Origin of the sequence: Isoptericola sp. NPDC060185 (assembly GCF_042728595.1) — a bacterium.
In the GTDB taxonomy this organism is placed as follows: Bacteria; Actinomycetota; Actinomycetes; order Actinomycetales; family Cellulomonadaceae; genus Isoptericola.
Genome location: NZ_JBHWYY010000054.1, coordinates 1 through 26,965, shown reverse-complemented (window position 1 = coordinate 26,965; position 26,965 = coordinate 1). Strand labels below are relative to the sequence as shown.

General features: G+C 75.7%; 22 protein-coding genes. 11 read left to right on the top strand and 11 right to left on the bottom strand.

Annotated elements, in window-relative coordinates:
• Positions 1 to 46: 46 nt before the first annotated feature.
• From recD to recC, 3 genes are read right to left on the bottom strand one after another with little or no spacing between them, the layout of a single operon-like run.
• Positions 47 to 2,032, bottom strand: coding sequence for an exodeoxyribonuclease V subunit alpha (gene recD / locus ACFWDO_RS15685; RefSeq protein ID WP_380319432.1), 1,986 nt, complete (start codon positions 2,030 to 2,032; stop codon positions 47 to 49).
• Entirely contained in the window at positions 2,029 to 5,514 is a 3,486-nt protein-coding gene (locus tag ACFWDO_RS15680) for a UvrD-helicase domain-containing protein (protein WP_380319435.1), read from the bottom strand. Before ACFWDO_RS15680 ends, recD begins: the two co-directional genes overlap by 4 nt.
• The gene (gene recC, locus ACFWDO_RS15675) at positions 5,511 to 8,969 is read right to left on the bottom strand and encodes an exodeoxyribonuclease V subunit gamma (RefSeq protein ID WP_380319438.1); all 3,459 of its coding nucleotides are present in this window, start codon (positions 8,967 to 8,969) and stop codon (positions 5,511 to 5,513) included. The genes ACFWDO_RS15680 and recC overlap by 4 nt, the downstream gene beginning before the upstream one ends.
• Before the next feature lie 93 nt (positions 8,970 to 9,062).
• On the opposite strand from recC, the gene ACFWDO_RS15670 reads away from it, so the two are divergent.
• Positions 9,063 to 9,398: a hypothetical protein gene (locus ACFWDO_RS15670; protein WP_380319441.1), complete on the top strand. Its 336-nt coding sequence runs from the start codon at positions 9,063 to 9,065 to the stop codon at positions 9,396 to 9,398.
• Here the strand turns inward: ACFWDO_RS15670 and ACFWDO_RS15665 are convergent, their stop codons facing one another.
• Positions 9,399 to 9,974 carry a DUF1992 domain-containing protein gene (locus ACFWDO_RS15665; protein ID WP_380319444.1) on the bottom strand — a complete coding sequence of 192 codons (576 nt, stop codon included), beginning with the start codon at positions 9,972 to 9,974 and terminating at the stop codon, positions 9,399 to 9,401. It abuts the gene before it with no gap.
• A 70-nt stretch (positions 9,975 to 10,044) separates the two neighbouring features.
• Here ACFWDO_RS15665 and ACFWDO_RS15660 point away from each other — a divergent pair, with 70 nt between their 5' ends.
• The 8 genes from ACFWDO_RS15660 to ACFWDO_RS15625 all read left to right on the top strand — a co-directional run bounded on the left by ACFWDO_RS15660 (position 10,045) and on the right by ACFWDO_RS15625 (position 17,771).
• Positions 10,045 to 10,644: a TetR/AcrR family transcriptional regulator gene (locus ACFWDO_RS15660; RefSeq protein ID WP_380319447.1), complete on the top strand. Its 600-nt coding sequence runs from the start codon at positions 10,045 to 10,047 to the stop codon at positions 10,642 to 10,644.
• Positions 10,645 to 10,782: 138 nt separating this feature from the next.
• Positions 10,783 to 11,496, top strand: coding sequence for an ABC transporter ATP-binding protein (locus tag ACFWDO_RS15655; protein WP_380319450.1), 714 nt, complete (start codon positions 10,783 to 10,785; stop codon positions 11,494 to 11,496).
• Complete coding sequence (locus tag ACFWDO_RS15650) at positions 11,496 to 12,431, top strand: hypothetical protein (RefSeq protein ID WP_380319453.1); 936 nt, start codon at positions 11,496 to 11,498, stop codon at positions 12,429 to 12,431. Before ACFWDO_RS15655 ends, ACFWDO_RS15650 begins: the two co-directional genes overlap by 1 nt.
• A 145-nt stretch (positions 12,432 to 12,576) precedes the next feature.
• Entirely contained in the window at positions 12,577 to 13,899 is a 1,323-nt protein-coding gene (locus ACFWDO_RS15645) for a histidine kinase (RefSeq protein WP_380319456.1), read from the top strand.
• Entirely contained in the window at positions 13,896 to 14,555 is a 660-nt protein-coding gene (locus ACFWDO_RS15640) for a response regulator (protein ID WP_380319459.1), read from the top strand. The genes ACFWDO_RS15645 and ACFWDO_RS15640 overlap by 4 nt, the downstream gene beginning before the upstream one ends.
• Positions 14,556 to 14,659: 104 nt before the next feature.
• Entirely contained in the window at positions 14,660 to 14,932 is a 273-nt protein-coding gene (locus ACFWDO_RS15635) for a hypothetical protein (protein WP_380319462.1), read from the top strand.
• Positions 14,929 to 17,115: a hypothetical protein gene (locus ACFWDO_RS15630; RefSeq protein ID WP_380319464.1), complete on the top strand. Its 2,187-nt coding sequence runs from the start codon at positions 14,929 to 14,931 to the stop codon at positions 17,113 to 17,115. Before ACFWDO_RS15635 ends, ACFWDO_RS15630 begins: the two co-directional genes overlap by 4 nt.
• Positions 17,112 to 17,771 (top strand): hypothetical protein, encoded by a 660-nt coding sequence (locus ACFWDO_RS15625; RefSeq protein ID WP_380319467.1) that lies wholly within the window; start codon positions 17,112 to 17,114, stop codon positions 17,769 to 17,771. Before ACFWDO_RS15630 ends, ACFWDO_RS15625 begins: the two co-directional genes overlap by 4 nt.
• A 3-nt stretch (positions 17,772 to 17,774) precedes the next feature.
• On the opposite strand, the gene ACFWDO_RS15620 is transcribed toward ACFWDO_RS15625, so the two are convergent.
• From ACFWDO_RS15620 to ACFWDO_RS15605, 4 genes are all read right to left on the bottom strand, one after another.
• Positions 17,775 to 18,230, bottom strand: a complete 456-nt coding sequence (locus tag ACFWDO_RS15620; protein WP_380319470.1) for a hypothetical protein — start codon at positions 18,228 to 18,230, stop codon at positions 17,775 to 17,777.
• Positions 18,231 to 18,275: 45 nt separating this feature from the next.
• Positions 18,276 to 20,303 carry a DUF5107 domain-containing protein gene (locus ACFWDO_RS15615; protein WP_380319473.1) on the bottom strand — a complete coding sequence of 676 codons (2,028 nt, stop codon included), beginning with the start codon at positions 20,301 to 20,303 and terminating at the stop codon, positions 18,276 to 18,278.
• Positions 20,304 to 20,480: 177 nt separating this feature from the next.
• The gene (locus ACFWDO_RS15610; protein ID WP_380319476.1) at positions 20,481 to 20,951 is read right to left on the bottom strand and encodes a hypothetical protein; all 471 of its coding nucleotides are present in this window, start codon (positions 20,949 to 20,951) and stop codon (positions 20,481 to 20,483) included.
• Between the two features lie 106 nt (positions 20,952 to 21,057).
• A complete protein-coding gene (locus tag ACFWDO_RS15605) occupies positions 21,058 to 22,308 on the bottom strand; it encodes a M14 family zinc carboxypeptidase (protein WP_380319479.1) in 1,251 nt (416 codons plus the stop codon).
• 200 nt (positions 22,309 to 22,508) lie between these two features.
• On the opposite strand from ACFWDO_RS15605, the gene ACFWDO_RS15600 reads away from it, so the two are divergent.
• Complete coding sequence (locus ACFWDO_RS15600) at positions 22,509 to 22,895, top strand: DUF1304 domain-containing protein (RefSeq protein ID WP_380319482.1); 387 nt, start codon at positions 22,509 to 22,511, stop codon at positions 22,893 to 22,895.
• 130 nt (positions 22,896 to 23,025) lie between these two features.
• Entirely contained in the window at positions 23,026 to 24,018 is a 993-nt protein-coding gene (locus tag ACFWDO_RS15595; protein ID WP_380319485.1) for a hypothetical protein, read from the top strand.
• A gap of 128 nt (positions 24,019 to 24,146) precedes the next feature.
• Here ACFWDO_RS15595 and ACFWDO_RS15590 read toward each other — a convergent pair whose 3' ends face one another.
• The 3 genes from ACFWDO_RS15590 to ACFWDO_RS15580 all read right to left on the bottom strand — a co-directional run bounded on the left by ACFWDO_RS15590 (position 24,147) and on the right by ACFWDO_RS15580 (position 26,743).
• Positions 24,147 to 24,869: a class I SAM-dependent methyltransferase gene (locus ACFWDO_RS15590; RefSeq protein WP_380319488.1), complete on the bottom strand. Its 723-nt coding sequence runs from the start codon at positions 24,867 to 24,869 to the stop codon at positions 24,147 to 24,149.
• Positions 24,870 to 25,001: 132 nt separating this feature from the next.
• Complete coding sequence (locus ACFWDO_RS15585) at positions 25,002 to 26,279, bottom strand: O-succinylhomoserine sulfhydrylase (protein ID WP_380319491.1); 1,278 nt, start codon at positions 26,277 to 26,279, stop codon at positions 25,002 to 25,004.
• Positions 26,276 to 26,743, bottom strand: coding sequence for a rhodanese-like domain-containing protein (locus tag ACFWDO_RS15580; protein WP_380319494.1), 468 nt, complete (start codon positions 26,741 to 26,743; stop codon positions 26,276 to 26,278). The genes ACFWDO_RS15585 and ACFWDO_RS15580 overlap by 4 nt, the downstream gene beginning before the upstream one ends.
• Between the last annotated feature and the right edge of the window lie 222 nt (positions 26,744 to 26,965).

Below are 26,965 nucleotides of genomic sequence, written 5' to 3'. Positions count from 1 at the left end.
GGCCCTCGCTGATGGCCGAGGCGGGGCCAAACGCCCGCTCACAACGTCAGGGGAGGGGGTCGCGGAGGCCGCTCGCGCGACGGACCGGGTGGGCGACGGCGGCGCGCACGGCGTCCGCGGTGCCCACGACCCGCACGAACTCCTGTGCGCGCGTGACCGCCGTGTACAGCAGCTCGCGGGTGAGCAGGGGCGACGTGGGCGGCGGCAGCACCAGCGACACGCGACGGAACTGGCTGCCCTGGGCCCGGTGCACGGTCATCGCGTGCACGGTCTCGACCGGCGGCAGCCGGTGGGTGCGCACGCGCAGCGGGTCGCGCGGGTCGCCGAACGCGGCCACGACCGCGACCGTGCCGTCCTGGGTGCGTGCCGGGTCGCGGTCCGCGACGAGCACGCCCGTGTCGCCGTTGTAGAGGCCCACGTCGGCGTCGTTGGTCGTGACCAGCAGCGGCCGGCCCACCACCCACGGCGTCCCGGGGGCGGCGGGCGGCGCGCCGTCGGCCGTCGCCTCCTCGACCCACGCCTCCACCTGCGCCGCCCAGCGGGCCACGCCGACCGGCCCGCGGCGGTGCGCGACCATGACGCGGTGCGCGGACAGGGCCTCCAGGGCGCCCGCCGCGTCGCCCGCCCGCGCGGCGGCCACGAGCCGTCGGCCGGCGTCGACCGCGTCGTCGTGCAGGCCCGCCACGGCGTGCTCGTCGAGACGCTCCGTGTCGGCCTCGACCAGCTCGACTCCGCCGGCGCCCGTGCGCAGGACGTCGAGCACGGCGTCGGCGTCGCCCTCGCGGATCGCCGCGGCGAGCGGCAGGATCGCCGAGTCCGAGCCCTGGCGGTGCACGGTCACGAGCCGCACGACGCCGTTGGCGAGGCGGTCGCGCTCGGCCTCGGAGGGGGGCTCGGAGGGGTTCTCGGCGGCGTCCACGGGAGCGGCGGTCGTGAGGTGCTCGGCCAGCGACGTCACCACCGGCGGCCGCGCGACGAGGTCGCCCAGCACGGCGCCGGCCTCGACGGACGCGAGCTGGTCCGGGTCGCCGACGAGCACCAGCCGGGCGTCGGGGCGCAACGCCTCGAGCAGCCGTGCCATGAGCGACAGCGGCACCATCGACGTCTCGTCCACCACGACGACGTCGTGCGGCAGGTGGTGGCCCGCGTGGTGGCGGAACCGGGTGGCGCTGCGGTACCCCAGCAGCCGGTGCACGGTGGTCGCGTCGGGGCGGCCGGTGCGCTCGCGGTCCTCGGGCGGGAGGGCGCCGACGACGTCGCGCACCGCCTCCTGCAGCCGCGCGGCGGCCTTGCCCGTCGGCGCGGCGAGCGCGACGCGGAGGCCGGGCCCGTCGACGTCCTGCAGGACGGCGAGCAGCCGCGCGACGGTGGTCGTCTTGCCGGTGCCCGGCCCGCCCGTGAGCACCGTGAGCCGGCGGCCGGCGGCGTGCGCGGCAGCGAGGCGTTGACGGACGTCGGCCGCCGCGGGGAACAGCCGCGCGAGCGTGCCGTCCAGGCGGTCGGCGCCCTCGGAGACCAGGGGCGGCGCCTGGAGGCGGGCGTCGACCAGCCGCCGCACGGTGAGCTCGTCGCGCCAGTAGCGGTCGAGGTACAGGCGGCCGCCGACCCAGCGGGCGGGCCGGTCCACGGGCTCTCCCGCGCCGACGGTCACCGCGGGGCTCGCCTCGATCGCCCGCACCCACGCGGCGTGCTCCGGCCACGGCGGGGGAGCCGCGGTCGCCGTCCCGTCGGCGGGGGCGTCGGCGCGGTCCGCGTCCTCGGGCAGCGCGAGCGCCGCCAGCTCGTCCGGGTCGTCGAGGCGTACGCACACGGACCCGCCGCGCAGGGCGCGCACGGCGAGGGCGACGGCGAGCAGCACCGTGGCGTCCTCCTCGCCCGTGAGCCGGCCCAGCCGGGTCGCGACGTGCACGTCCGTGGCCGCGACGAGGCCCGCGGCGTTGAACTCGCGCAACAGACCGGGGGCCGCGGCGGCGACGCGGACGTCGCCGGTGGCGTCGGCCGGGCCGCCGGGCAGGGTGGCGGTGTCGGTCATGCGTCGCCTCCGTCGAGCAGCGCGGACAGGGCGGGCACGAGGCCGCGCGGCGGCACCCAGGACACGACGCCGTAGGGAGCGCCGTCGGGCCCGGTGGGGGTGCCGGGGCCGCACATGCCGCGCACGAACAGGTAGAGCCCGCCGCCGAGGTGCACGTCCGGGTCGTAGCCGGGCAGCCGCCAGGCCAGGTACCGGTGCAGCGCCACGAGGTAGAGCACCAGCTGCAGCGGGTAGTGGGCGTGCAGCATGGCCTCGACCGTCGCCTCGGGGCGGTAGTCGTAGGCGGTGAGCGGGGCGTCGAAGGCGCCGAGGCGGTTCGTCTTGTAGTCGACGACCAGGAACCGCGGGGCGCCGTCGTCGCCCGGGACGCGCAGCACCGCGTCGATCGACCCGGTGAGGTAGCCGCGCAGGGGCCGTGCACCCGGGTCGGCCGCCGCGAGCTCCGCCAGCGCTGCGGGGTAGGCGGCGAACGCGTCGTCCGGGCCGAGGTAGCGGCCCAGGAGCGCGGCGATCTCGGAGAGCGTCGCGCCCTCCGCCGCTGCCCCGCCCGCGGCTCCGCCGTCGAGCGCACCCGCATCTCCGTCTCCGCCGGCGAGCGGCAGCTCGAACTCGAGCTCGGCCAGCCGGTCGCGCGGCGCCACGTCCGCGAGGGTGCGTCCGCCCGCGAGCGGGCCCAGGGGGGTGCGCGCGACGACGCCGAGCGCGGCGGCGAGCTCCGCCGGGTCGGCGCCGGGCACGCGCGTCGTCGCGGCGGCGGCACAGCGGGCGAGCAGCTCGGCGTCCAGGTCGCGCGCGGCGGTGTCCGCGTACTCCAGGACCTCGTGCACCAGGGTGCCGAACCCCGTCCCGGCGGGCAGCCCCGACATCGGGGAGGGGAGGTCCGCTCCCGGGGCCGCGACGTCTCCCGGCGTCGCGGGCCCGCCCGGGCGGACGGCCGTGGGCGCGGCCTCGGCCGGCTCGTCCCGCACCCCACCGCCCTCCGGCTCGGACTCCACGCCGCCGGTCGCGGCACCGGCCGGCGCCCCGGGCGCCGCGGGGGACAGCCCGGCGGGTCGCCCGGTGTGCGCCGCCGCGGTGAGCGCGGAGTACGACGCGCGCCGCCACGTCGCGTCCGGCACCCGGTCGAGATGCGCGACGGCGAGCGAAGGCTCGTCCTGGGCCGGTGGGCGCCAGCGCTCGACGGACGGGGTGGCCGGCACGTCCTCGACGGCGATCGTGCCGCCCGAGCGCGCCGCGAGGGCGTCGAGGGCAGCGCGGACCGTCTCGTCCGCCTGCGACTGTCGGGGGTACTCGGCCGCGGGCGCCCCGTCCAGGCCGCGCGCCCCGAAGAGGACCCGGGTCAGCGCGCCGCGGGACGAGTTCTTGTACGTCGGTGCCCAGTGCGCCACCACCTGGTAGCGGGCGCGCGTCAGCGCGACGTACAGCAGCCGCAGCTCCTCGTCCCGGTCCTCGACGAGGTACCGCTCTTTGGCCTCCTTGTACCCGGGCGAGCCGGGGCCGCCCACGTGGAGCACCCGGGTGCCGTCGTCGGCGTGGAAGCTCAGGACGTCGGGGTCGTCCCGCTCGTACCGGTTCCACGCGAACGGCACGTACACGACGCCGAACTCGAGCCCCTTGCTGGCGTGCACCGTGACGACCTGCACGGCGGCAGCGTCGGTTTCGAGGCGGCGGCTCCGCTCGTCGTCGATGTCGGTCTCCGCGTCCCGGATGCGGCGCCGGAGCCAGCCGGTGAGCGACGACGGGCCGAGGCCCTCGACCACCGACGCGGTGTGCAGCACCTGGCCCACGTGCCGCAGGTCGGTGAGCTCCCGCTCCCCGGTGCTCCACCGCAGGAGGCGCTCCGCCAGGCCCTCGCGGGTGATCGCCTCGTGCAGAGCCGCGACGCCGCGCGTGGACAGCAGGCGGGACCAGCGCCGCACGTCGTCCGCCAGGCGGTCGTGCTCGGCGTCGTCGGCGGCGGCGAGGTGCGCGGCGTCCCACCCGACGAACGGGGTGAGGGCGAGTGCCGCCGCCCGTCCGTGGTGGCCGGGCTGCTCGAGGGCGGTGAGCAGGGTGAGCCAGTCGCGGGCCGACGCCGTGGTGAACACGCTGCGCTTCCCGGAGACCACCGCCGGCACGCCGAGGCCGTCCAGCGCATCGCGGACCGCCTGCGCCTGACCGTTCGTGCGGACCAGCACCGCCACGTCGCGCGGTTCGAGCGGCCGCCAGGAGTCGCCGTCGCGGACCTGGTCGGTGCCGAGCCGGGCGACGATGTCGGCGGCGGTGTCGGCGGTCACCAGGGCGCGGGCGTCGCCCGCCGGCAGCCCGTTGCTGCGGCCCCGGGTGAGGCGGCGGAGGCGGAGGGGCGCGCCCCCGCGCGAGCGCGGGTCGGCGTGCGCGGACGCGACCGCCCGGACGACGATCCGCCCGTCCCCCAGGGCCGTGCCCTCCAGGACCGTCCCGAGGGCGTGGAGCAGCGGGCCGTCGGAACGCCAGTTCGTCCCCAGGGTGGCGAACGTCGACGCCTCCTCCCGCGCCTCCAGGTAGGCGACGACGTCGGCCCCGCGGAAGGCGTAGATCGCCTGCTTGGGGTCGCCGATGAGGACCATGTCGCGGTGCCCGTGGAACGCCGTCCGCAGGATCTCCCACTGCACGGGGTCGGTGTCCTGGAACTCGTCGACCATCACGACGCGGTACCGCGACCGCACCCTGGCGGCCGCCGTCGCGCCGTGCACCGGGTCGACCAGGGTGTCCCGCAGGAGCGTGAGCTGGTCGTCGTAGTCCATGAGCTGCTGGGCCCGCTTGCGGCGCAGCACCTCGTCCCGCGTGGCCTGCGCGACGTCCCGGCGCAGCGTGCCCACGGACGACGGGGGCGCCCCGCCGGGCTCGGCCGGCTCGATCGTGACGCCCTGCTTGCTCACCGCCTCGTGCCCCACGGCGCGGGCCAGGGCGGGGGTGAGCGCGGCCCGCTCGGCGTCCGCGAACCGTCGCACGTAGAGGTCGTCGACGACCTCCCGCTCGAGGTCGGCGATGTCGTTGACGAACGTCGCCGCGGGGTCGACGTCGGCGGCGATGCCGAGGTACTTCAGCGTCGCGTCGCAGAACCCGTGCGTCGTCGTGATGGTGGCGCTGTCCAGCTGGGACAGGGCCGACGTGAGGCGGTACCTCCGCCGCTCCAGCTCCTCGGGGTCGACGTCGGCGAGCAGGGCCACCACGGGGTCGGGGTGGGACGCCGGGTCCGGCCCGTGCAGCGCGCGCTGGGTGGCGACGAGGCGCTCGCGGACGCGGTCGCGCAGCTCCGACGTCGCGTCGTGACCGAACGTGACGAGCAGGAGCTCGCGCAGCTCCGCCCGCCCCTCGGCGACGTAGCGGGCGGCGAGCGCCGCGATCGTGAACGTCTTGCCGGTCCCCGCGCTCGCCTCCAGCACGGTGGTGCCCTGGGGGAGGTCGCCGGTCACGTCGAAGATCGGGACGTCCGTGGTGGACGCCGACGGCGCGGTCATACCGTTCCCTCCTGCTCGCGGGCCAGCAGCGGCCCCCACACGCGGGCCGCGAGCGCCCCGAGGCGGGTGGTCTCGTCGGGGGCGACGCGCCGGTCGTCGTCGGTGGGGGTGCCCGCGAAGTCGTCGAGGCCGGCACCCTCCCCCCAGCAGCGGACGTAGTACGGGTCGGCGCGGTCGAACCCGTCGGCCCAGGCCTTCCGGGCGCGGCCGAGGGCGTCGGACGGCGACTGTCGGCCGCGGCGGGCGGTCGCGTAGGCGTGCGCGACGTCGGGGGGCAGCGGCAGCGGGGCCCGGAACGCCTCCCGCCGCAGTGCGACGAGGTCGTCGAGCAGGCGCGCGGCGTCGTCGCGCGGGGGTGCGTCGATCCGGCTCCACGCGGCCTGCGGGACGCGACCGGGCGCGCGACCCGTCGTCGCGGTGTGCCACCACGCGTCCGGGGTGGGGGCCTCCGGGGGCTCGCCGGACGCCGCGAGCGCGAGGACCTGCACCCAGGAGCGGAGGCGGTGCTTGGGGGCCAGCCGCGAGTACTCCGCGCGCACGACCCGGGCGCCCCGGACGCCGGGCACCGTCCCGGTCACGAGGGTGCCCGACGGCAGCGTGACCGCGAGGTCGACGGCGCGCGCCGCGGGCCCGCCGGAGGTCGTGCGCTCGGCCATGGCGCGGACCGGGGCGACGCGGTCGACGACCCGGTCGAGGGCCACCCGTCCGAGGACGCGCGGGGGCGCCTGGCCGCGGCGCCACTCGGCGTCCCGGGCCTGCCGCGGGTCGACCCCGGCGAGGGTGGCGGTCAGGATGCGGTCGCCGGCGCCCCACTGGGCCAGAGGGTCCATCTCGAGCGGGAGCCGGTCGTCGACGTCGTCCTCGTCGCGCACGAGCGCGGCGCCGAGGACGGTGCGCACGAACCAGCTCGCGGGGTGCTCGAGGAGGCGGACGAGGTCGTCGACGTCGACGGGCTCCGGGGTGCCGGCCTCGTCCCGGGCGACGAGCGGCTCCGTGATGAGGAGGCCGGGTGCGGTGCGCGGGCTCCGGCCCGCGAGGGCGGCCTCGTACGCGGCCTGGTCGAAGCTGAACGGCCCAGGGGTGCCGAGCGCGCCGGCCTCGAAGTTGCGCTCGCCCACCACCTGCAGCGGGTGCCGCACGACGACCTGCCGCCGCACCGGTCCGCCGTCCGCGGCGGTGCCGACCCGGTCGAGGGCGTCGAGCAGCTCGGCGACGGGCACGGCGGGCGGCCGGTCGGCGCCGGTGCGCTCGTCGGCGCCGGAGTGCAGCACGACCAGGTGCTCGCGCGCGGCCGTGAGGGCGTCGAGGAAGATCTGCCGGTCCTCGCTGCGGCGGTCGCGCTCGCCCAGGCACGCGCCGCGCGCGAGCAGGTCGTCGCCGTCGGGCGTGGCCTTCCGGGGGAACGCGCCGTCCTCCATGCCGAGCAGACACACCACCCGGTGCGGGACGGCGCGCATCGGCTCCAGCGAGCACACGGTGAGCGCGCCGGTGCGGAAGCCGGCGCGCGTGGGGCGGCCGGCGAGCCGGTCGGCGAGCAGGGCGCGCACGTCCTCGAGCCGGAGTCCGCCGCCAGCCGTCGCTGCGGGCCGCCCGGTCCCGGCCGCCCGCACGTCCCCGAGCACCCGGCGGGCCTGCACGGACTGCCAGCCGTCGTCGGGCGCGGGGTCGGTGAGGAGGGTGACGGCCCGGTCCAGCGTGTCGAGCCAGTGCTCCAGCGGGTGGGTGCCGTCGAGGTCGGCGAGCAGCCCGGTCAGCCGCGTGACCAGCTCGGCGAACCGGCCCGCGACGTCCACGTCGGTGGAGCCGACGTCGTCCAGCGGCAGCGCCGGGCCCACGAACCGCGAGTCCTCCTCGGCCATGGCCACGCCGAGCAGCACCCGGTCGAGCGCGGCGTCCCAGGTGCCCTGGCGCACGCGCGGGTCGATGCCGAAGCGGGCCCGCCGGGTGCCGTCCTCGCCCCAGCGCACGCCCACCTCGACGGCCCAGGTGCGCCAGCGGTCGAGGTCGTCGTCGGACAGCCGGAAGCGGCGCCGCACGGGCTCCGTCGCGGCGAGGTCGAGCACTTCGGAGGCGGTGACGCGGCCGTCCGCCAGGCGCAGCAGCGTGGCCAGCACGCCGAGCACCGGGTTGACGACGCCCGGCCCGCGGTCGGCCAGGCTGACCCGCAGCCGCTGCCCCGGGTGCACCTGCGCGACGCCGTCGGGTGCCGCGCCGAACGTCGCGGTGACCAGCGGCGCGAACGCCTCCACGTCCGGGCACATGACGATGACGTCGCGCGGCTCGAGCGTCGGGTCGGCGGCGAACAGGCCGGTGAGCACCTCGCGCAGCACCTCCACCTGGCGTGCGCGCCCGTGGCAGGCGTGCACCTGGACGCTGCGGTCGGCGGGGTCGACGGGGTGGGGCGCGACGTCCGGGTCGTCCGCGCGCAGCGCACCCTGCAGCGCGCCGAGCAGCGTGGCGGGTGGCGGCGGTGCGGCGTGGTGCGACACCCGGACCTGGGGGGCGTCGCCCGGATCAAGGACCTCGGACAGGCGCAGCTGCAGCTCGACGGAGTCGCGCGCGGTGGACGCGAGCAGCGGGTGCCGGGCGGCGGGCGGCACGTCGTCCCGGCGCGGGCCGGTGACGGCGCCCCCGGAAGCGAGCGCCCCGACCGCCTCCCACAGCGCGGGGGAGGGGTGCGGAAGCCACAGGTGCACGTCGCGGTGCAGGGCGAGCGCGCGCAGCACGCGCCGCTGGTCCTCCGGCAGGCGGGTGGGGCCGAAGACCGAGATCCGGGCGGGCAGGTCGACGGCACCCGGGTCCGCGCGCAGCGCGGCGACCGCCTCGGCCAGCACCTCCGCCGGGCCGGGCGCGTCCACCCGCTCGCGTACCCGCCGCCACAGCCGGGGCTGCCAGGCCAGGTCGGCGGGGACGGGCGCGCCCGCGCCGTCGTCGTCCGCGCCGTCGTCGTCGGCCCCGTCGAGCCAGCGCGCCAGCAGGTCCGGGCGCTGCTGCGCGTACGCGGAGAACAGGTCGGCGACGCGCTGCGCCAGGGCGAGCCGGCGCGAGGGGCGCGCTCCGTCGCCCGCCTCCCCGACGTACCGCGCGAGCGGGGCCGCCCACGCCTCGTCCAGCGACGCGTCGATCGTCTCCAGCACCGGCCACACGAGCCGGGCGCGGCGCCACGGGTCGTCGTCGTGCTCGACGCCCGTCACTGCCGTCACCGCGGACGCCACCAGGCGCGACGGATGAGCGAAGTCCACGTTGGCGCAGATGCCTCGTCCGACCGGGCCGGCACCCGACGGGCCGTCGACCCCCAGTAGGTGCGACAGCCGCTGCGCCAGCCACCGTTCGATGCCGCGCGTGGGCACGGCGACGACGTCGGGCGTGAACGGGTCGTCCGGCGGCGCGGCGAGCACGTCGGCGAGGGGAGCGACCAGCGCGTCGGAGCGCTCGGACCGGTGGACGTGCAGCACGTCGGCCAGGTTACGGGTCCGTGCCGACACGGCGACCCGGTGATCCACAGGCGCCGCCTTCGGCGCTCGCCGGCGCCGTGCCACACTCCGGCGATGGATCAGATCTTCGTCTTCGTGGTCGAGGACGCCGACGCCTCCGGCTGGCGCGCGGAGCTCGGAGTGGTCGCGTCCGACAAGGCTGCAGCCGTGCGGCGGCTCCGCGACGGTGGCGTCCGCAAGTCCCAGTTCAGGGGCGGGCTGCGGCCGGATCGCGTCATGAGCCTGTCCGAGGTGGCCCTCGCCGGCCTCACGACCGGCACCGTCGTGCGCCGGCGCGACGACGACGGATGGACGCCCTGGGAGCTCGTGGCGGACGACCGGACATTGAACTGGCGCCGGTCGGGGCGGTTCGTCAGCGACCCGCGCGGCGGGATCCGTCGCCTCCCGTGATCATCCCGGCGTCGGCGGGGTCGTGGCGTCCGTCCCCGTGCCGACGGCCCGGGACCGTCCCCGCCGGCGGGAGCGTCGACGGCGCCGACCGCCGTCGCCCGGCGCCTCGGCCTGACGCTGTTCCCGCGCCTGCGCGGCCCGCGCCGCACGACGCTGCGCCCAGGCGGCGACGGTCGCGTCGACGTCGCGCGGCATGGTGACCAGCGGTGGCCCGGCCGCCGGCTGGTAGCGGGCGCGCAGGACGTTCCGGTTGAACTCCTCGACCTCTTCGCGCACGTCGTCCTCGCTCCACATCTCGTCGAGGCGCCCGTCGAGGGCGGCGTCGTCCTTGCGGAGCTGGATGGAGGGCGGCAGGACGACGAGCCTCTCGCGCCGCATGAAGGCCTTGAGCCACCAGTCGGGGTCGTGGAGGTCCTGCAGGTCGAGCGGCTTGCCGGCGCCGGGCAGGTCGTCGAAGTCGCCGCGCTCGATCGCCTTCGTGATGTGCATCTCGGCGAGCAGCGCGATCGCCACCTGGTCGTCGATGGCGACGGCGTAGGGGTTGAAGAACGCGGCCGGCGGCTGCTCGTCGCTCATCGGGCCTCCCGTCCAGCGTTCCAAGTCAACTGTATTGTGACGAGCGTACGACAACCCGGGAAGGTGCAGGATGCCGAAGCAGGTGGACCACCAGGAACGGCGCGAGGTGATCGCCCGCGCGCTGTGGCGCGTCGTCGACCAGCAGGGCTGGTCCCGGGCCACCCTGCGCGAGGTCGCCCGCGAGGCGGGGGTCTCGCTGGGACAGCTGCAGCACTACTTCGGCTCCCGCACGGCGATGCTGACCTTCGCGATCGAGTCCGCGGCGGAACGCACCGCGGGCCGGGTCGCGCAGGGGCTGGCCGCGCTCGACCAGCCCCCGCACCCGCGCGACGTGCTGCGCCTGGTCCTCGTCGAGATGCTCCCGTTGCACCCCGACGCGCGGGCGTCGAGCCGCATGAGCGCCGCGTACGTCCTGGAGGCCCTGCACGACCCCGCGCTGCGCCGGCAGGCGGGCCTCGGGCTCCGCGACGGGCGGGCCATGATCGAGCGTCTCGTCCGCGAGGCGATCGAGCAGGGCCGGATCGCGCCGGACCGGGACCCGGCCGTCGAGACCGATCTCGTCCTGGCGCTGACCGGGTTCTCCCCGCTGCTCGAGCTCGGCGTCGTCGAGCCCTCGGCCGCGCTGGCCGCGATCGACCAGCACCTGGACCGTCTCTTCGCAGGGACCTGATCCGCACCACCTCCCCCGAAAGGCGCAACCCAGGTTCCGCCCTCCGCCTCAAGACCCGCCCACCCGCTCCTGGGGAGGCTCGGGGTACCGGCACAGGGCTCCGGGACGACGGAGCGCCGGACGACGAGGGAGGGACGGATGACCACCATCCGGATCGAGGGGCTGCACAAGTCCTACCGCGGCTTCGAGGCCGTGCACGACGTGAGCTTCACGGCGCACCCGGGGCGCGTGCTGGGGCTGCTGGGGCCGAACGGCGCGGGCAAGAGCACGACGCTGCAGGTGCTGCTGGGCCTGGCGCGCGCGAGCTCGGGCACGGCGACGTTCGACGGGCGACCGTACGCCGAGCTGGAGCACCCGCCCCAGGTGGTCGGGGCGCTGCTCGACGCGGGCGGTCTGCACCCCGGGCGCACGGGCCGCGACCACCTGCGGGTGCTGGCCGCGGCGTCCCGCCTGCCCGCGGGTCGCGTGGACGAGGTGCTGGCCACCGTCGGCATGACGCCGGCCGCGGACCGCCGCGTCCGCACCTACTCCCTGGGGATGCGGCAGCGCCTCGGCATCGCGAGCGCCCTGCTGGGCCGCCCGCGCGTGCTGGTGCTGGACGAGCCGGCCAACGGCCTCGACCCCGCCGGCATGCGGTGGCTGCGCGAGCTGCTGCGCGCGTTCGCCGAGGACGGCGGCACCGTGCTGCTGGCCAGCCACGTGCTCGCCGAGGTGGCGCAGGTGGCCGACGACCTGGTCGTCATCGGCCAGGGCCGCGTCGTCGCCGCCGGCCCGCTGGGCGAGCTCGTCACCGACCGGAGCCTCGAGGACGTGTACCTCGACCTCACCGCCGCCACCGAAGGAGTGCGCTGATGCGTCTCGCCATGTTCAGGGCCGTGTTCAGGGCCGAGCTGCTCAAGCTCCGCACCACCCGGGCCCCGTGGGTCGTCGCGGCCGTCGCGGTCGCGGGCATGGTGTTCGCCCAGGCGCTCACGCTCGTGCTGCCGCGCACCCTCCGCGCCCTGGAGGGGCTGGGTGGGGCCGATGCCGGCTTCCAAGTGGGCGTGCAGGCGCCGCCGGACGTCACGGCCGACGTCATGTCCACGCTCGCGTCCGCCACGGACCTGGGCACCGCGGCGGCCCAGCGCGGCATGCTCGACCTGCTGGGCCAGGGCCCGGCATCGGGCTCGAGCGGCGTCACCGCGCTGTGCGTGCTCCTGCTCGGGGTGCTCGCGGCCACGGCAGACTTCCGCACCGGCGGCATCGTGCCGACGGCGCTCGCGGTCCCGGACCGGCTGCGGATCCTCGCGGGCAAGGCGGGGGCGACGGCGGTGGCGGCGCTCGCCATCGGCGTGGCGCTGGCGCTGGTGACGGCGCTCGGCCTGGTCGTGGCGGTCGCGACGACGCCGGACGCGACCCTGGCGATCGGCCCGGCCGAGGCGCTCGGGGTGTGGGCCCGCGGTCTTGCCGTGATGGTCCTGCTCTCGTGGCTGGGGCTCGCCGTCGGTACGCTCGTGCGGGGGCAGGTCGCGGCGGTCGTCGTGGTCGTGGCGCTGGCCCTCGTGGAACCGATGGTGCAGGCCGCCGCGCTCGTCCTCACGGGCGGCGCGACGACGGCGACGTCGTGGCTGCCGATCACCCTCGGCTCCCTCGCGTCGGCGGGGCAGGGCGCGGCCCAGCTGTTCGGCGCGACGACCGATGCCGGGGCGGGCGTCGGGGTCGCGGCGGCGCTGGCGGGGCTGCTCGCCTGGGCGGGAGTGCTGCTGGTCGCCGCCGGAGCGGTGTTCCGACGCCGTGACCTGGCGTGACGCACCCCACCGTGTGACCTGGCCTGACCTGCACGGACACCTCCCCGCCCGGCGCACGGACGTCGTACCGTGTGCCGGGAGGGGCCCCGCCCCGGGACCCGCTGACCGACCTGCTGACCGACCCCGCGACACCGACGGAGGACCCGTGCTCGACGCGCTGCGACGGCGGCTCGACGCCCTGGGCGTGCGGACGGCCACGGGCCGGGACGCGCTGCTCGGCGGCGTGGTCGCGGCGCTGTCGGTGGGGCTGTTCCTCGCCGTCGTGCAGATCGTGTCGTCGTCGCTCGGGGAGACGCTCGGGGCGGACGGCTCGGCCGGGACGATGAGCACCGGCGCGACGGTGGCGTCGTGCGTCGTCCTGGCGGGGCAGTCGATGGCGTTGACAGTGCGCCGCCGGTGGCCGGTGCTGTGCCTGGCGCTGACGCTGCTGGGCCAGCTCGTGCTGGTGCCGCTGCTCCCGCCGTTCATGAGCTTCCAGGGGCCGGCGGCCCTCGTGGCCGCCTACTCGGTGGGCGTCTACGCCCCGCGCCGCCCGGCCCTCGGCGCGGCGGCCGGCACCGCCGTCGTGCAGGTGCTCCTCGGCTTCGTGCTGGGCGGCCCCGCGACGGCGGAGCTGGGTGTGCCGGTCGGGACGCAGCTGTGGGGCGGGCTCGTGTCCGCGCTGGTCACGTATGTGGGCGCCGCCCTCGTCGGGGCGTACGTCGGCACCCGGCGGGAGCTGCTGGCGCAGCTGCGGGCGCGGGTCGCGCAGGCGGAGCGGGAGCGCGAGGCGCTCGCCGCGCAGGCGGTGCTCGCCGAACGCGGCCGCATGGCGCGCGAGCTGCACGACGTCGCGGCGCACCACCTGTCCGGGATCGTCGTGCAGGCGGCCGCCGCGGAGCGCCTCGTGGACGGCGACCCGGACCGCGCCCGGGAGTCGCTGCGCTGGATCCGCGCGCAGGGCCGCGAGACGCTCGAGAACCTGCGGCTCGTCGTCGGCATCCTGCGCGATGCCGGGGAGCGCGACGAGGAGGCGCCGTCGGCGCCGCAGCCCACGCTCGCGGACGTGCCCGCGCTGCTCGACCTCGCCCGCAGCACGGGCACGCGGGTCCAGGAGACGCGCCGCGGCGAGCCGTTCGAGCTGCCTCCCACGGCGCAGCTCACCGTCTACCGGGTGCTGCAGGAGTCGCTCGCCAATGCCCGCCGCCACGCGCCGGGCAGCGCCGTCGACGTCGAGACCGCGTACGACGAGGACGCGCTGGAGCTCACCGTGCGCAACGGGCGCGGCGACCCGTCGTCGGCCCCCCTGGCCGCCGACGACGACGTGCCCGGGCACGGCGTCATCGGCATGACGGAGCGCGCCGAGCTCGTGGGCGGCCGGCTCTCGGCGCGCCGCACGTCCGGCGGTGGCTGGCGGGTGCGGCTCACGGTGCCGCGCCCCCAGGAGGCGACGGCCGGGGCCGCGCCCGCGGGCCGGAGCTCTCGATGACGCGCGTCGTGCTGGTCGACGACCAGGCCGTCGTCCGCGCCGGGTTCACCGTCATCCTCGAGAGCGAGGGCCTGGAGGTGGTGGGCGAGGCGTCGAACGGCGCGGACGCCGTCCGCGTGGCCCGCCGCGAGCGCCCCGACGTCGTGTGCATGGACGTGCGGATGCCCGGCGGCGACGGCATCACGGCCACGCGCGAGCTCGCCGGCCCGGGCGTCGCCGACCCCGTGCCGGTGCTCGTCGTCAGCACCTTCGACCTCGACGACTACGTGTTCGGCGCCCTCGAGGCCGGCGCGTCCGGCTTCCTCCTCAAGGACGCGGAGCCCGACGTCCTCGTCGACGCCGTGCGGCGCGTCGCCGCGGGTGACGGCCTCGTGGACCAGACGCTCACCCGCCGCGTCATCGACGAGTTCGCGCGCCGCCGCGGCCCCGTCGCGCCGGACGAGGCCGCCGCGGGGCTGCTCACCGCGCGCGAGCGGGAGATCGTCGCGCTGCTGTGCCGTGGGTCGTCCAACGCGGAGATCGCGGCGGCCCTGTTCCTGGAGCCCAGCACGGTGAAGTCGCACCTCAGCCGGATCATGACCAAGACGGGCGCCCGCGACCGCGTGCAGCTCGTCGTGTGGGCGTACGACTCCGGCCTCGTCGTGCCGGGCGCCTGAGTCCACGGGCAGTTCTCCCCATCGTGGTTCCGGCGTGCCTTGTCTATCCTCGGCACCACGTCCCGGGCACGCCGACCGCACGGGCAAGACGAGAGGCCGGGACGATGTGCGAACAGCTCACCGCCGACACGGGCGCCATGCAGGAGACCGGGAACAGGCTCGTGAGCCACGGGTACGCGATGTCGACGACCCTGTCCGACGACGTGTCCGGCTGCGGCAGCCAGGGGGTCGAGGACGCGGTCGTGGAGTTCGCCATGTCGGTCGTGGTGGAGCTCGAGGGCATCAAGGCGCAGGTGCTCGGCGCGGGGAACGCCGCCAAGGACTCCGCCGCGGAGATCGAGGCGGCGGACGCCGCGCTGGCGGGGAGCGCGCGATGACCTACCACACCGACCGCCGGCCCGACGAGGGCGACCTCGGGACGATCACCGGCTATCACTCGCGGCTCGGCACGCGGCACACGGAGCTGGAGAGCACGGTCACCGTGCTCGCCTCGGCGCTCGCGGCCCTGGACGGCGACGCGTGGGACGGGAAGTCCGGCCGGGCGTGGCGGGCCTCGATGGCGGAGCCCCGCGCCCGCCTCGACGCGGTCCGGGCGCGGCTGTCGGACGTCCGCCCGGCGCTGTCGGCGTACGTGTCGTCCGTCGAGGACATCGCGACGCGGGCGCAGCCGCAGCGCGACAAGCTCGACGCCGCCGAGCAGGAGCTCCACCGGCTGTGGTGGAGCACGGAGTACACCGGCGGCCGGTACGCCCCCGACGACGAGGCGCGCGACCGGATCCGTCAGGAGCTGCACGAGGAGGCCACGCGGGAGCAGGACGAGGCGTGGGCCGCCCTGCGCGACCTGCACGCCGAGCGCCGCGACGTCGACGGCGTCCTGTGCGACGCGCTCCGCGCGGACGCGCCGCCCGGGTGGGGCGACCTGTACCCGACGTTGGTGCGCGCGGGGGCGACGTCGGTCGACGACCTCACCACCGACGAGATCGCCGCCGCGATGCAGGCGCTCGCCGCCCGGATCGCGAAGGGGGACGGCTCCGAGCAGGACGTGCGCGACCTGCGGACCTTCTTCTCCCGGTGGGGCGGCGACCACGACGTCATGGCCCGCACGTTCCTCGGGCTCGGCGGCGACGGCACGACCGAGCTCGTCGACCAGCTCGGCACCCAGGTGCTGGAGGGCCACCTCGACGCCGCGCTCGCGCTCGGCCTCGCGCAGGCGGTCCGCAAGGGCCTGAGCAACGGGTCGTCGCGGTGGTCGCCGGCGACGGCGTCGACGTTCGCCGACGAGATGCTCGACGGCACGGCGTCGCTGTCCGCCGCCGGGTTCCTGTTCGGGGACGTGAAGAAGGCGCCGCTGGGCGAGTCGCTCGCCGTGGCGATGGCGAACCTGGTCGACCGCGAACGCGACCCTCACAGGATGCGGCCCGGGGCGGTGTTCGACGACTCGCCGAACGCCGGGGGCCGGATCCTGGCGTTCATCGAGGACGAGGAGTCGGGGAACCGGGTCGACGACGTCGCCGGCCGCGTGCTGCAGACGCTCGGGCAGTACCCGGACGCCGCGCTCGCCTGGCTCACCGACACGAAGGACGACCCCTACGGCGACGGGGCCCTGGGCGCCGGCCGCGTCGACTACTGGTTCGGCGAGCGCGACTGGTCCGCGCAGATCACCGGCGACGGCTTCGAGGGGCCGAGCGCGCTGTGGGCGGGCGCGCAGCGGGCCACGGGCTCGCTGCTCGACGCGCACGGCGGCGACCCCGACGTGCAGCGCAGCGTCGCAGAGCTGTCCGGCACGGTGTTCGAGAAGCTCAGCGGCAACGAGCACCTCATCCCCGACCACGTCTCCGGGCGCGGGTCGGTCGCACTGGCCACGGCGATAGGCCAGCAGCTCCCGCAACTGGCGGAGTACCCGATGAGCGCGAACACGGCCGAGGACGGGCCGCTGCACACGGGCATGCTCGGTGGCCCGGACGTCTGGCTGGTCAACGCGGAGCAGGACTGGGTGGCCGACCTCATGGGCGTCGCGGGGCACGATCCCGCCGGGCATGCGGTGCTGGCCGGGGCGGTCTCGGAGTACCAGCAGGGCGTCGTCGCGTATGCCGGGAGCGACGGCTCGACGGTGAGCGGCGAGGACGCGATCGCGCGGCTCCTCGGGACGCAGGCCGCGCTGGAGGGCTCGCCGGCGGGAGCGAACCTCGCGGTCGGGTCGGTCCACGACCAGCAGGTGCGCGACGCCGTGGACAGCGTGACCGGTCTGGTGGGCCTCGCGCCCATCCCCGGCGGCCCCCTCGGGGGCTACGCCGCGGGAGAGGTGGCCGGCTGGGTCGGCGACGCGCTGGGCGACCACTGGGCGACGGAGTACAACGACGCCCTGGCCGCGGAGCACGGCGACGAGGCGGCTCGCGAGGGCATCATGCGGGAGCGGCTGACGGCGATCGTCGACGTCTACGTGGAGCACGGCGTCATGGCGCCGCCGGAGGACGAGCGGCGGTACGTGGACGAGCTGATCCAGGAGTACAACGACGGGTTCGACGCCTGGGCCCGCGAGGCCGAGCGGGGCGAGCGATGAGCGCCGCCCGGTACGCGCGAGTGCCCGCTGCCCTCACCGCGCTGGCGCTCGCCGCGCTCGTGGCCGCGTGCGGCGGGCCGGAGGGGACGACGGTCCACGACGAGGTCGAGTGGGCCGACGGCGCGCCGCCGTCGGGCGACCCGGAGAGCGACCCGCGGGTGGAGGCGGTGCGCCGCTACGACACGCTCCTGAAGGCGTCGACCAACGAGCTCGACCTCTCGGACCCGCGGCTGGCGGAGGTCACCACGCCGGAGTGGCTCGACATCCAGGTCGACGGCGTGCGCAGGGACGTCGAGGCCGGCAGGCTCCGGCTCTGGGCGGGGCCGAAGGAGATGACGGTGCTGGACGTCTCGAGCGACGGCGACGAGGCGATGGTGCTGATGTGCAGCCGGCTGCCGGCGTCGTGGGTGTGGGACGACGACACGTCGGCGCCGGAGGAGTGGTCCAGCGAGCCGGGCTCCTTCGAGTACGACACGTTCACGCTGGTCCAGGTGGACGACGCCTGGCTCGTCGACGTCGCGCAGCGGCCGTACGGCCCGGACACGGGCGAGTGCGACCCGGGTCCCGACGTGCCGGTGGGGACGTTCACCACGCAGCCGGACCTGGACCTGCTGTCCGACGCGTCACCGGACGACGTCGTCGCGCCGTCCTCCTGACGGTCAGCCGTTGCCGGCGTCCTCGATACGCCACCCTTCGGGGTCTCGGGTGAGGTAGTAGGTCCACCCGAACCCGCCCTCGGGGATGGAGGTGTCGTCGGCGAAGAACCGCCAGTCGACGTCGAACCCCGCGTTCACGGCGCCCGTTCCGACGGTCTCGAGATCCGTGATCTCCAGGCTGGAGACGTCGTGGCACATGCTCTCGGTGGTCGTGGCGAACTCGGGCGCCGTCAGCGCCTGGGCGGTCGCGCAGTCGTGGGCGTCGAGGGCGGTCAGGTAGGCCCGCACGACGTCCTCGGCCGTGGCGTCGGGCGGCGGCACCGCGACGTCCGCGGTCCTCGCCAGCGGGAAGATCTGCGCCACGCCCGTCACGACGACCACGGCGACGACGGCGAGCGTCACCCACCAGCCGACGCGCGGCCGTCGCCGCGGCGGGTCCTGGACCGTCTCCGTCGACATGACCGGACGATAGCGCCGCGGACGACCAGATGACGTGCGGGACGCTCAGGACGCCGTGGCCTGCCGCTCCGACGTCCCGTGCCCCGACGTCCCGTGCCCCGACGTCCCGTGCATCGAGAAGTCGAGGCGCTCGGGCAGGGCCGCCCCGCCGGCGGCGCGCTCCCAGAGCGCGGCGACGAGCGACTCGCCCTCGCGCAGGTTGGCGGGGACGACGTCGCCGGTCTCGAGGACGTGGCGGGCCCCGGCCCGGTCGTCGAGGCCGAGCAGCGCCTCGACCTCCGCGAGCCGGAACCGGGCGCGCTCGGACTCGGTGGCCCGCGCGGGCGGCTCGTCGGTCGCGGTGCGGGCGAGCTCCAGCGCCCGGTCGTGCCGGCCGGCGTCGAGCAGACAGCGCAGCGCCTCCAGCACGAGGGCGGGGCGCTCGGCGGAGCCCGGGCCGGCGAGCGCGAGCGCGGCGTCGAAGGTCCGGACGGCGGCATCGCCGTCGCCCTGGCGCAGCGCGACGTGCGCGAGGGCGCGGTGCGCGGCGGCGCTCGGCGCGGCGTCCAGCGACGCGCGCAGGTGCCGCTCCGCGGCGGCCGGGTCCCCGTCGACGTGCTCGAGGACGCCCAGGTGGTAGAGGGCGAACGCGTCGCCGTCGCGGGCGGCGTCCGCGAGCCGGCGGGCCCAGTGCGCGCCCCGCACGTGCGCGCGGGCGTCGACGCCCGCGGGGGAGCGACCGTCGGCGACGAGGTCCTGCCACGGGCGGTGCGGCCCGTCGGCGACGTCGGGGAACGGCGTCGCCGTCTCGTCGACCCAGCCGTCGGCGCCGTGCAGCAGGGACTCGTGCAACAGGGACTCCACGTGCCCCCAGCCGGACCCGACGGCCACGGTCTCGCCGGGCGCCCGGCGCGCCGCGCGCGCCAGGTCGGCGTCGAGCGCGGCCAGGTCCGCGGCGCTCACCCGCGCCGACGCCGCCGCCCCCGCCCGGGCGAGCCCGTCCTCCGGCGTGGTCGACGGTGGCACCGGGCCGAGGTCGACCCGCCCGAGCACCTCCGTCCACGCCCACTCCTGGTGCGCGCCCAGCTCGAGGTACTCGAACTGGGTGGTGGCGAGGCCCGCCTGGATCTCGGCGTACCGGCCGCCGTCGGGGGAGAGCCACTCCTGCCAGTGCCGCGACCCGCGGCCCGAGCCCCAGCAGAACAGCTTGCACGCGGACAGCCGCGGCGTGCTGGCGTGCAGCAGCCCGGTGCCGGCAGGGTCCACCGCCATCACCCACGGCACGTCCACGCCGCGGCAGTCCACGAAGTAGTCCGCCGCGTCGGCGTGGCGGCCCGGCCGGGTGATGTCGACGTCGCCGCGCCACGGCGCGGTGATCCCCGTGAGCCCGGTGGTGTAGTCCGAGAGGTAGACGTCGCGCGCGGCCGCGAAGACGCGCGTGTCGTCCTCCTCGGGGACGGCGATGTTGGTCCACCAGTACATCGGCACGGGCGCGTCGCCGGGGTTGGTCACGCGCACGTGCACGGCGAGCATCGTCGCGTCGTGGCCCAGGTGGACGTCGATCTGCACGACGACGCCGCGCACCCGCTCGTACTCCCACATCCGCAGGCCGGGCGCGCCGTCGGGCCCGGTCACCACGGCGGCGTGCAGCGGCGAGCACGTCGTGGGGGAGTGCCCGCGCGTGCCGACGTTGAACTCGACGCCGCCGGCGAACCACGCGTCGCGCAGGGCCAGGTTCGCGGGCTGCAGCACCCGGTTCGCGTAGACGAGATCCGTGCCGGTGGGGACGTCCACGAGCGACCAGATCCGGCCGCCGAGCCCCGGCACCACCGTGGCGCGCAGGTGCGCGTTCTCCAGCACGACGACGTCGAGGCGGCCGGGCGCGCGGTCGCGGCCGTAGTCCGACTGCGGGTGGTAGGGGAACACCCACGGCGGGGCGGCGGCCTCCACGCGGTCGGCGATGTCGGCCGGGACGGTGGTGCGGTCCGGCGGCAGGTGGGGCACGGTCTCCGGCTCCAGCGGCGGGAACGGGCCCTCCGCACCGACCGCCGCCACTGGCAGCTCCATCGTCTCGTGCCGCAGGGTCGTGGTCATCGGCGTCCTCTCGGTCCTGCGGTGACGCGTCGCCGTCGAGCGCGTCCCACCGCGGCACGAGCATGCCACCGGCACACCCCCGGGTCGCTGCCGAGCAGGCGGTTGCGCACGTTCTGAGCGTTCAGAACGTGCACAATCACCTGGTCGCGCCCCTGGGGCGGGCGCACCTCACGACCGTCAGCCCGTGCCGGCGTCGACGATGCGCCAGCCCTCCGGGCCGTGGGCGAGGTAGTAGGTCCACCCCCAGCCCTCCTCGGGGACGTCGACGACCCCGGAGAACGGGCGCCACGTCGCCTCGAAGTCGGTGTTCACCGCGGACAGGTCCCCGTCGGAGAGGTGCGGCGCCGGGACGACCTCGAGGATCTCGAGGCTGCGCGTGTCGTCGCAGAAGTCCGTCGCGCCGCCCGCCGTCAGGGCCGCCGCCGTGTCGCAGTCGTGCGCGGCGACGGCCTCCAGGTACGCGCGGACCACCTGCTCCGGGGCGGCGTCCGCGGGGGGCACCGTCACCTCGGCGGTCTGGCGCGGCGGGGCGAGCCAGAGGGCGCCCACGGTCGCGCCGGCCGCGAGGAGCACGACGAGCGCTAGGGTCATCCACCACCAGGCGCGGCGCCGCGTGCGGGGACTCGCGGGCTCGGTGCCGACCGACATGGTCGGACAGTAGCGCTGCCGGACCGGTCGGGCGACGCCACGCACGGGCGAGCCCGGCGCGCGTCGGGCGACGCGGGCCGGGCTCGTCACGTTCGTGCGGTCGTGGTCAGTCGGCGTCCTCCCACCCGTAGTCGGGCAGATCGAAGAACGCGTCGCCGTCCAGGGTGTCGACCTCGCCGGTCGCCATCGCGTCGACGAGCGACTCGACGCCGGTCTGCACCGACCGGACGAGCATGCCGTGCAGCTTCTGGCCGAGGTCGTCCTGCTGGCCCCGGACCTCGAACAGCACGGTTGCGGAGCCGTTGAGCGCGAACGCCGACCGCCCCTGCCCGGCGTACTCGCGCTCGTCGGGGTGGAAGTACCGCCCGACGGCGGCGAGCGGCGACTGCGAGCCGTACTGGTCCTGGATGCCGTTCGCCACGGCGAGCGCGTAGCGCCGCGACTTGTCCTGGTCGAGCAGCGGCCAGTCCGCGAGGTAGGCGGCGCCGTCCTCGACGCCGAGCGGCGGGTAGTCCAGGGACACGGAGATCGGCTTGCCGTCCTGCGGTCCGCCGGTCAGGTCGTCGCACGGCCCCATGTGGTGCAGGTCGACGACGGCGTCGACGGCGCCGAACTCCTGCCGCAGCCCGACGTACACGTCGCGGATGGCCTGCGACTCCGGCGAGAGGAAGAACCCGGCGTCCTTCTGGTCGCCCGGGAGGTCCTCGGGCCGCGGCACGTAGTCGAGGTCCGGGTTGAAGTCGCGGTTGAGGTCGAAGCCGGGCTGCTCGATACCGTCGCCGCGCAGCGAGTGGTACCAGGCGCGCGGCGCGCCGGCGAGCTGCGGGAAGTCGGCGACGACGTCGTCCCACGGCACGACGTTCATGCGCCGGTTGAGCTCCCCGCCGTCGGGGTTGACCATCGGCATCGCGACGAGCGTGACGTTCGCGAGGGCCCGCCGGGTGGCGGCGTCGTTCGCGCTCCCGAGCTTCTTCAGGATGCCGAGCAGCGCCTCCGTCCCGGTGCGCTCGTTGCCGTGGATGGCGCTCTGCACGAGCAGCACGCGGTCGCCGGTGCCGACGCGCGCGGTGAACAGCTCCCGCCCCTGGTGGGTGGTGCCGGCCACGTCGACCTGGACGCGCCCCTGGCTCGTGCGCTCGAGCTGCGCGAGCTGCCGCTTCAGCTCCGCGTGGTCGGTCCAGCCGGCGAACTGGGGGTCGTCGAAGATCTTGCAGGTGCCTTCGCCCTGTGCGGCGGCCTGGGGGGCCGCGGTCGCGGCGGGCAGGACGGCGGCCGATGTGGCGGCCAGGCCGGCGACCGTGGCGCCGGCGGCCAGCGCGGCGACGAGCCGGCGGCGGCGTGGTGAGTGATGACGCACGAGAACCTCCGTTGGTGGTCGTGTGTGGTGCTCCCGGCACCCCGTCGTGCCGGTATACCAGCATCCTCACCCGGGCCTGCCGCATCGGCGCGGCGGAGTCGTCGTCCGGGCGACGACGCGTGGCGTGCTGCGCCCGCGCCGCCCCGACGGGATGATCGGATTCCCGCGCCCTCCCGGGCGCCGAGCCGTGAGGAGCGTCGATGGTCGTCACCGGACTGGTCCTGGCGGGGGTCGCCGCCGCGCTGCACGTCTACATCTTCTGGCTGGAGTCGGTCGCGTGGACGACCCCGCGGGCACGCGCGACGTTCGGCACCACCGAGCAGGAGGCCGCCGCGACGCGCGAGCTCGCGTTCAACCAGGGCTTCTACAACCTGTTCCTCGCGCTGGTGACCGCGGTCGGCATCGTGCTCGTCGCGGCCGGTTCGACGGCGGCGGGGGCGGCCCTGGTCCTCGCGGGGACGGGCAGCATGCTGGCCGCCGCGCTCGTGCTGTTCGCGTCCTCGGCCGGCAAGCGGGGCGCCGCCGTCAAGCAGGGCACCGTGCCGCTGCTCGCCGTGGTCGCGCTCGTGGTCGGGCTGCTCACCTGAGCACTGCTCGTCCGGGCACCCGGTGGGGTGGTTCCCGAACTCGCTGACCAGTATCTCGTGGAGACCGGTTGCAGTCATCTGTCGCCCCGAGCATCGTTGATGGGGAGAGTCATTCCGGAAGGGGACCACCATGACCGGGTTGCGCCTTCAAACAGCAGCAGTGGCTTCAGCTGCGCTGATCGCCCTCGTCGGATGCAGCAACGACGAACCCGCACCGTCCTCATCGGGCGTTGTGGCGTCCGAGCCCGCTCCCGGAGCGTCGAGCGCGAAGACCGCACCCGATGTCGCCGCCGAGGACGACGGGCCGCCCTGGCCTCCCGGAAAGTTTGTGGCCTCGGCACCATCCGGAGGAGACCTCATGCTTGAAGTCCCGGCAGATTCGGCGCCCCCTGATGTCGAGGAGTACCGCAAAGAGATTGACGGGGATCCTGTGGCCTATATCGAGGTCGATGTCGACAACCGCGATGGCACGGAGTACGTCAACATGTACGAAGTCGACATATTTGACCCAGACGGCACCAAATACGAGTTCACGAACGTCACCGATGCCATAGACACCTGGACCGAGGACCTTCCCTACGACACGAATGAGCAGATCGACGTACTCAACGAGGGCACCGACCTGACAGCCAAATATGAAGGCGGTGCCTCCCCGTCCGAGCGGAAGACCATGCTCCTGGCCGGCGAGGAGGTGCCCGAGGAGATACAGGACATCCAGGTCTACGCCGAGGGTGGTGTCGGCGAGGTGGCGCACGCATGGCCAGAGAACTCCGACCAGGAACGTTCGCCTCAAGCCAGCCAGGGGGCGGAACCGGGTGGAGAGACCGCGTTCGACGGGACCCCATGCGTGTACGTCGACGGCGTCTGCTTCTCGCAGTCCGAGCTCGACGAGCAGGAGGCCGAGCGCCAAGGGGTCGACGCCATGACGCTGGAGGGCTACCTGAGCTTGTCGCTCGACGAGCAGGCGGCAGTCAACTCCGATCTAGAGTCCGCCGGAAAATTCGCTGAGTGGGAGATTGCGGACCCGCTCGCTCCCGAATGCGCCACGCTCACCGAGCAGGGCTACGCCGCCCAGGATCTGATAGAGATGAGGATCGGACCGGACGACTGCCCGAATGAATAGCTGAAACCAGCGAGGCAAGCGGACGCACATCTGTTGAGTCCGTGGCGGGCGCGCTGTCTAAGGATTCGGCACAGTCCCCGGTGTTCGACTCTGAAGCCGAAACTCTCCCGGTGTCATGCGGTCGGTGGTCAGGCCGCCCGCGCGACGAACACCCACTCCAGTCCCGGCCGGTCGGGCGCGTCGCGCACCTGCTCGACGACGTAGCCCGTGTCCTCCAGCGACGCGGTGAGCTCGTCGTGCTCGCGGAAGCGCAACGTGGAGTCGGAGTGCAGCACGCGCCCGTCGGCCAGGAGGGTGGTGTCGTGGAACGTGACCAGCGGCCCGGACACGTCCGTCACCTCGGTCCACGACTCGACGACGCCGAAGCCCGGCACGTCGGCCCGCACGAACGTCCGCTCGCGCGTCCAGCCCTCCCACGCGCGGCGCGCCGGGTCGCGGGTCTCGAAGACGAGGTGCCCGCCCGGGGCCAGCGCCGCGTGCACGCCTCGCAGCGTCGCGGTCCAGTCGGCGTCGGTAAGGAAGACCTGCGCGACGTTCGCCGTCATCGTGGCGAGGTCCACCTCCAGCGGCGGCAGCGTGGTGGCGCCGCCGTGCAGCCAGCGCACCCGCTCGGCCTCGGGCTTGCCCCGCGCGACGTCGAGGGACGCGCCCGCCGGGTCCACGCCGACGACGTCGTACCCTTCCGCGGCGAGCAGCACGCCGAACGTCCCCGTCCCGCAGCCGACGTCGAGCACGCGACGCGCGCCCAGCTCGCGGGCGAGGGCCAGGTAGGCGTCGAGGTCGCTGCGGTCCGGGTCGAGCGGGTCGTACAGCCGGGCCAGCAGGGGGTCGTCGAAGATCGCGTCGGGCACGGTCTGAACGTAGGCGCTGCCCGGGCGGGCCGGCCACGGATTTCTGCGCCGAACAGGCGGTTGTGCACGCTCCGAACGCTCAGAACGTGCGCAACCGCCTGTTCGGCGGGGCGGTCGTCAGGCGGGGTGGGGTCAGGCGCGCAGCGCCTGCTCGACGTCCTCGAGGATGTCCCGCGGGTCCTCCAGCCCGATCGACAGCCGCACCGTCGTCTCGGCGATGCCGACCTTGGCGCGGCCCTCGGGGCCGAGCTTGCGGTGCGTCGTCGTGGCGGGGTGGGTGACGATCGACTTCGCGTCGCCGAGGTTGTTGGAGATGTCGACGATCTGCAGCGCGTCGAGGAAGGCGAAGGTGCGCTTCTTCGCGGCTTCGGGGTCGGTGCCCTCGGGCACGGCGAGGTCGAACGTCACGACGGTGCCGCCGCCGGACTGCTGCGACAGCGCCAGCTCGTGCTGCGGGTGCGACGGCAGGTACGGGTAGCGCACGGCGGCGATCCCGTCGAGGCCCTCGAGCGCCGTCGCGATCTCGAGCGCGGCGGCGTTCTGCGCGCGCACGCGCAGGTCGAGCGTCTCGAGGCCCTTGGCGAGCACCCACGCGTTGAAGGGGCTGAGCGACGGCCCGGTGTTGCGGATGAACGTCTGGACGGGGCCCTCGAGGAACTCCTTCGGGCCCAGGATCGCGCCGCCGAGCACGCGGCCCTGGCCGTCGATGTGCTTGGTGGCGGAGTAGACGACGATGTCGGCGCCGAGCGTCAGCGGCTGCTGCAGGATCGGGGTGGCGAACACGTTGTCCACGACGACCTGCGCGCCGGCGGCGTGCGCCAGCTCGGCCACGCGCCGCACGTCGACCAGGTCCTGCATGGGGTTGGACGGCGACTCGAAGAAGACGACGTCGGCGGGCGTCGCCAGCGCCTCCTCCCACTGCGAGAGCACGTGGCCGTCCACGTAGTCGACCCGCACCCCCCACTTGGCGAGGATCTCCTCGTAGATGACGTTCGTGGAGCCGAACAGCGCTCGCGCCGAGACGATGCGGGAGCCGCTGGAGACCAGCGCGGCGAGCGTCGTGAAGACGGCGGACATGCCGGACGCCGTCGCGTAGCAGGCCTCGGCGCCCTCGAGCAGCCGCAGCCGCTCCTCGAACGTGTGCACGGTCGGGTTGCCGTACCGGGAGTACACGAAGCGCGACAGGTCGCCGCGGAACGACGCCTCGGCGTCGGCGGCCGTGTCGTAGGTGTAGCCCTGCGTGAGGAACAGCGCCTCGGACGTCTCCTGGTACTCCGAGCGCCGGTGCCCGCCGCGGACGGCGAGCGTCGCGGGGCGCGCGCTGGCGGGCAGCGGGCCGCGGCCCGAGCCGCCGTGGACGACGTCGTCGGCGGCCGGGCCGGTGGGGATGTCCTGGTTCCCAGCGCTCACGCGTCGACCTCCGTCGCCGCGTCGGCGTAGGCGCCCCAGGGCAGCCCGCGCACCTTCCAGCCCTCGCGGTCGCGGACGCCGTCGAAGCCGGGCCCGCCCTCGAAGCCCTCGAGGATGTTGTACGCCGGGCCGAGGCCGGACGCCGTCGCGAGGCGGGCCGCGCCGATCGAGCGCTGGCCGGAGCGGCACAGGAAGACGACCGGGGCGTCGGCGTTCACGCCGGCGGCGGCCAGGTCGGCGAGGAAGCCGGCGTTGGGGCGCCCGCCGGCCTGCACCCACTCGACGAAGACGGGACGCTTGCCCGCGGTGGTCGTGTCGGGCACGCCGATCGCGCGCCACTCGCCCTCGGTGCGCACGTCGACGAGGACGGCGGCGGGGTCGGTAGCGAGCAGGTCCCACGCCTGCTGGGGCGTGAGGTCGCCGGCGTAGCCGTCGGCGGGGCGGGGGTCGATCTGGGGCGTCATCGCGTTCCTCCCATCGGTCGTGGCGGTAGCACCCTCGTCCGGCCCGCCCGCCGCCCGAGGGCGGCGACCGGCCCGCGGGTTGCTGCGGCGTCGACGTGCCACGTCACTCGGCCGCTCGGGATGGTCCTGGCGATCGTACGACAGCCGTCCGCGTGGTGGTCACGCGTCTCGCGACGCGGGACCGGCGCGCGCGAGGGGCGGGCGTCCGCGGAGGAAGGCTCC

Coding starts and splice junctions, on each gene's coding strand:
- ACFWDO_RS15625 (WP_380319467.1), top strand. CDS start 17,112: ATGAGCGCCGCCCGGTACGCGCGAGTGCCCGCTGCCCTCACCGCGCTG.
- ACFWDO_RS15670 (WP_380319441.1), top strand. CDS start 9,063: ATGGATCAGATCTTCGTCTTCGTGGTCGAGGACGCCGACGCCTCCGGC.
- ACFWDO_RS15580 (WP_380319494.1), bottom strand. CDS start 26,743: ATGACGCCCCAGATCGACCCCCGCCCCGCCGACGGCTACGCCGGCGAC.
- ACFWDO_RS15595 (WP_380319485.1), top strand. CDS start 23,026: ATGACCGGGTTGCGCCTTCAAACAGCAGCAGTGGCTTCAGCTGCGCTG.
- ACFWDO_RS15680 (WP_380319435.1), bottom strand. CDS start 5,514: ATGACCGCGCCGTCGGCGTCCACCACGGACGTCCCGATCTTCGACGTG.
- ACFWDO_RS15600 (WP_380319482.1), top strand. CDS start 22,509: ATGGTCGTCACCGGACTGGTCCTGGCGGGGGTCGCCGCCGCGCTGCAC.
- ACFWDO_RS15620 (WP_380319470.1), bottom strand. CDS start 18,230: ATGTCGACGGAGACGGTCCAGGACCCGCCGCGGCGACGGCCGCGCGTC.
- ACFWDO_RS15640 (WP_380319459.1), top strand. CDS start 13,896: ATGACGCGCGTCGTGCTGGTCGACGACCAGGCCGTCGTCCGCGCCGGG.
- ACFWDO_RS15650 (WP_380319453.1), top strand. CDS start 11,496: ATGCGTCTCGCCATGTTCAGGGCCGTGTTCAGGGCCGAGCTGCTCAAG.
- recD (WP_380319432.1), bottom strand. CDS start 2,032: ATGACCGACACCGCCACCCTGCCCGGCGGCCCGGCCGACGCCACCGGC.
- ACFWDO_RS15630 (WP_380319464.1), top strand. CDS start 14,929: ATGACCTACCACACCGACCGCCGGCCCGACGAGGGCGACCTCGGGACG.
- ACFWDO_RS15635 (WP_380319462.1), top strand. CDS start 14,660: ATGTGCGAACAGCTCACCGCCGACACGGGCGCCATGCAGGAGACCGGG.
- ACFWDO_RS15615 (WP_380319473.1), bottom strand. CDS start 20,303: ATGACCACGACCCTGCGGCACGAGACGATGGAGCTGCCAGTGGCGGCG.
- ACFWDO_RS15660 (WP_380319447.1), top strand. CDS start 10,045: ATGCCGAAGCAGGTGGACCACCAGGAACGGCGCGAGGTGATCGCCCGC.
- ACFWDO_RS15610 (WP_380319476.1), bottom strand. CDS start 20,951: ATGTCGGTCGGCACCGAGCCCGCGAGTCCCCGCACGCGGCGCCGCGCC.
- ACFWDO_RS15665 (WP_380319444.1), bottom strand. CDS start 9,974: ATGAGCGACGAGCAGCCGCCGGCCGCGTTCTTCAACCCCTACGCCGTC.
- ACFWDO_RS15655 (WP_380319450.1), top strand. CDS start 10,783: ATGACCACCATCCGGATCGAGGGGCTGCACAAGTCCTACCGCGGCTTC.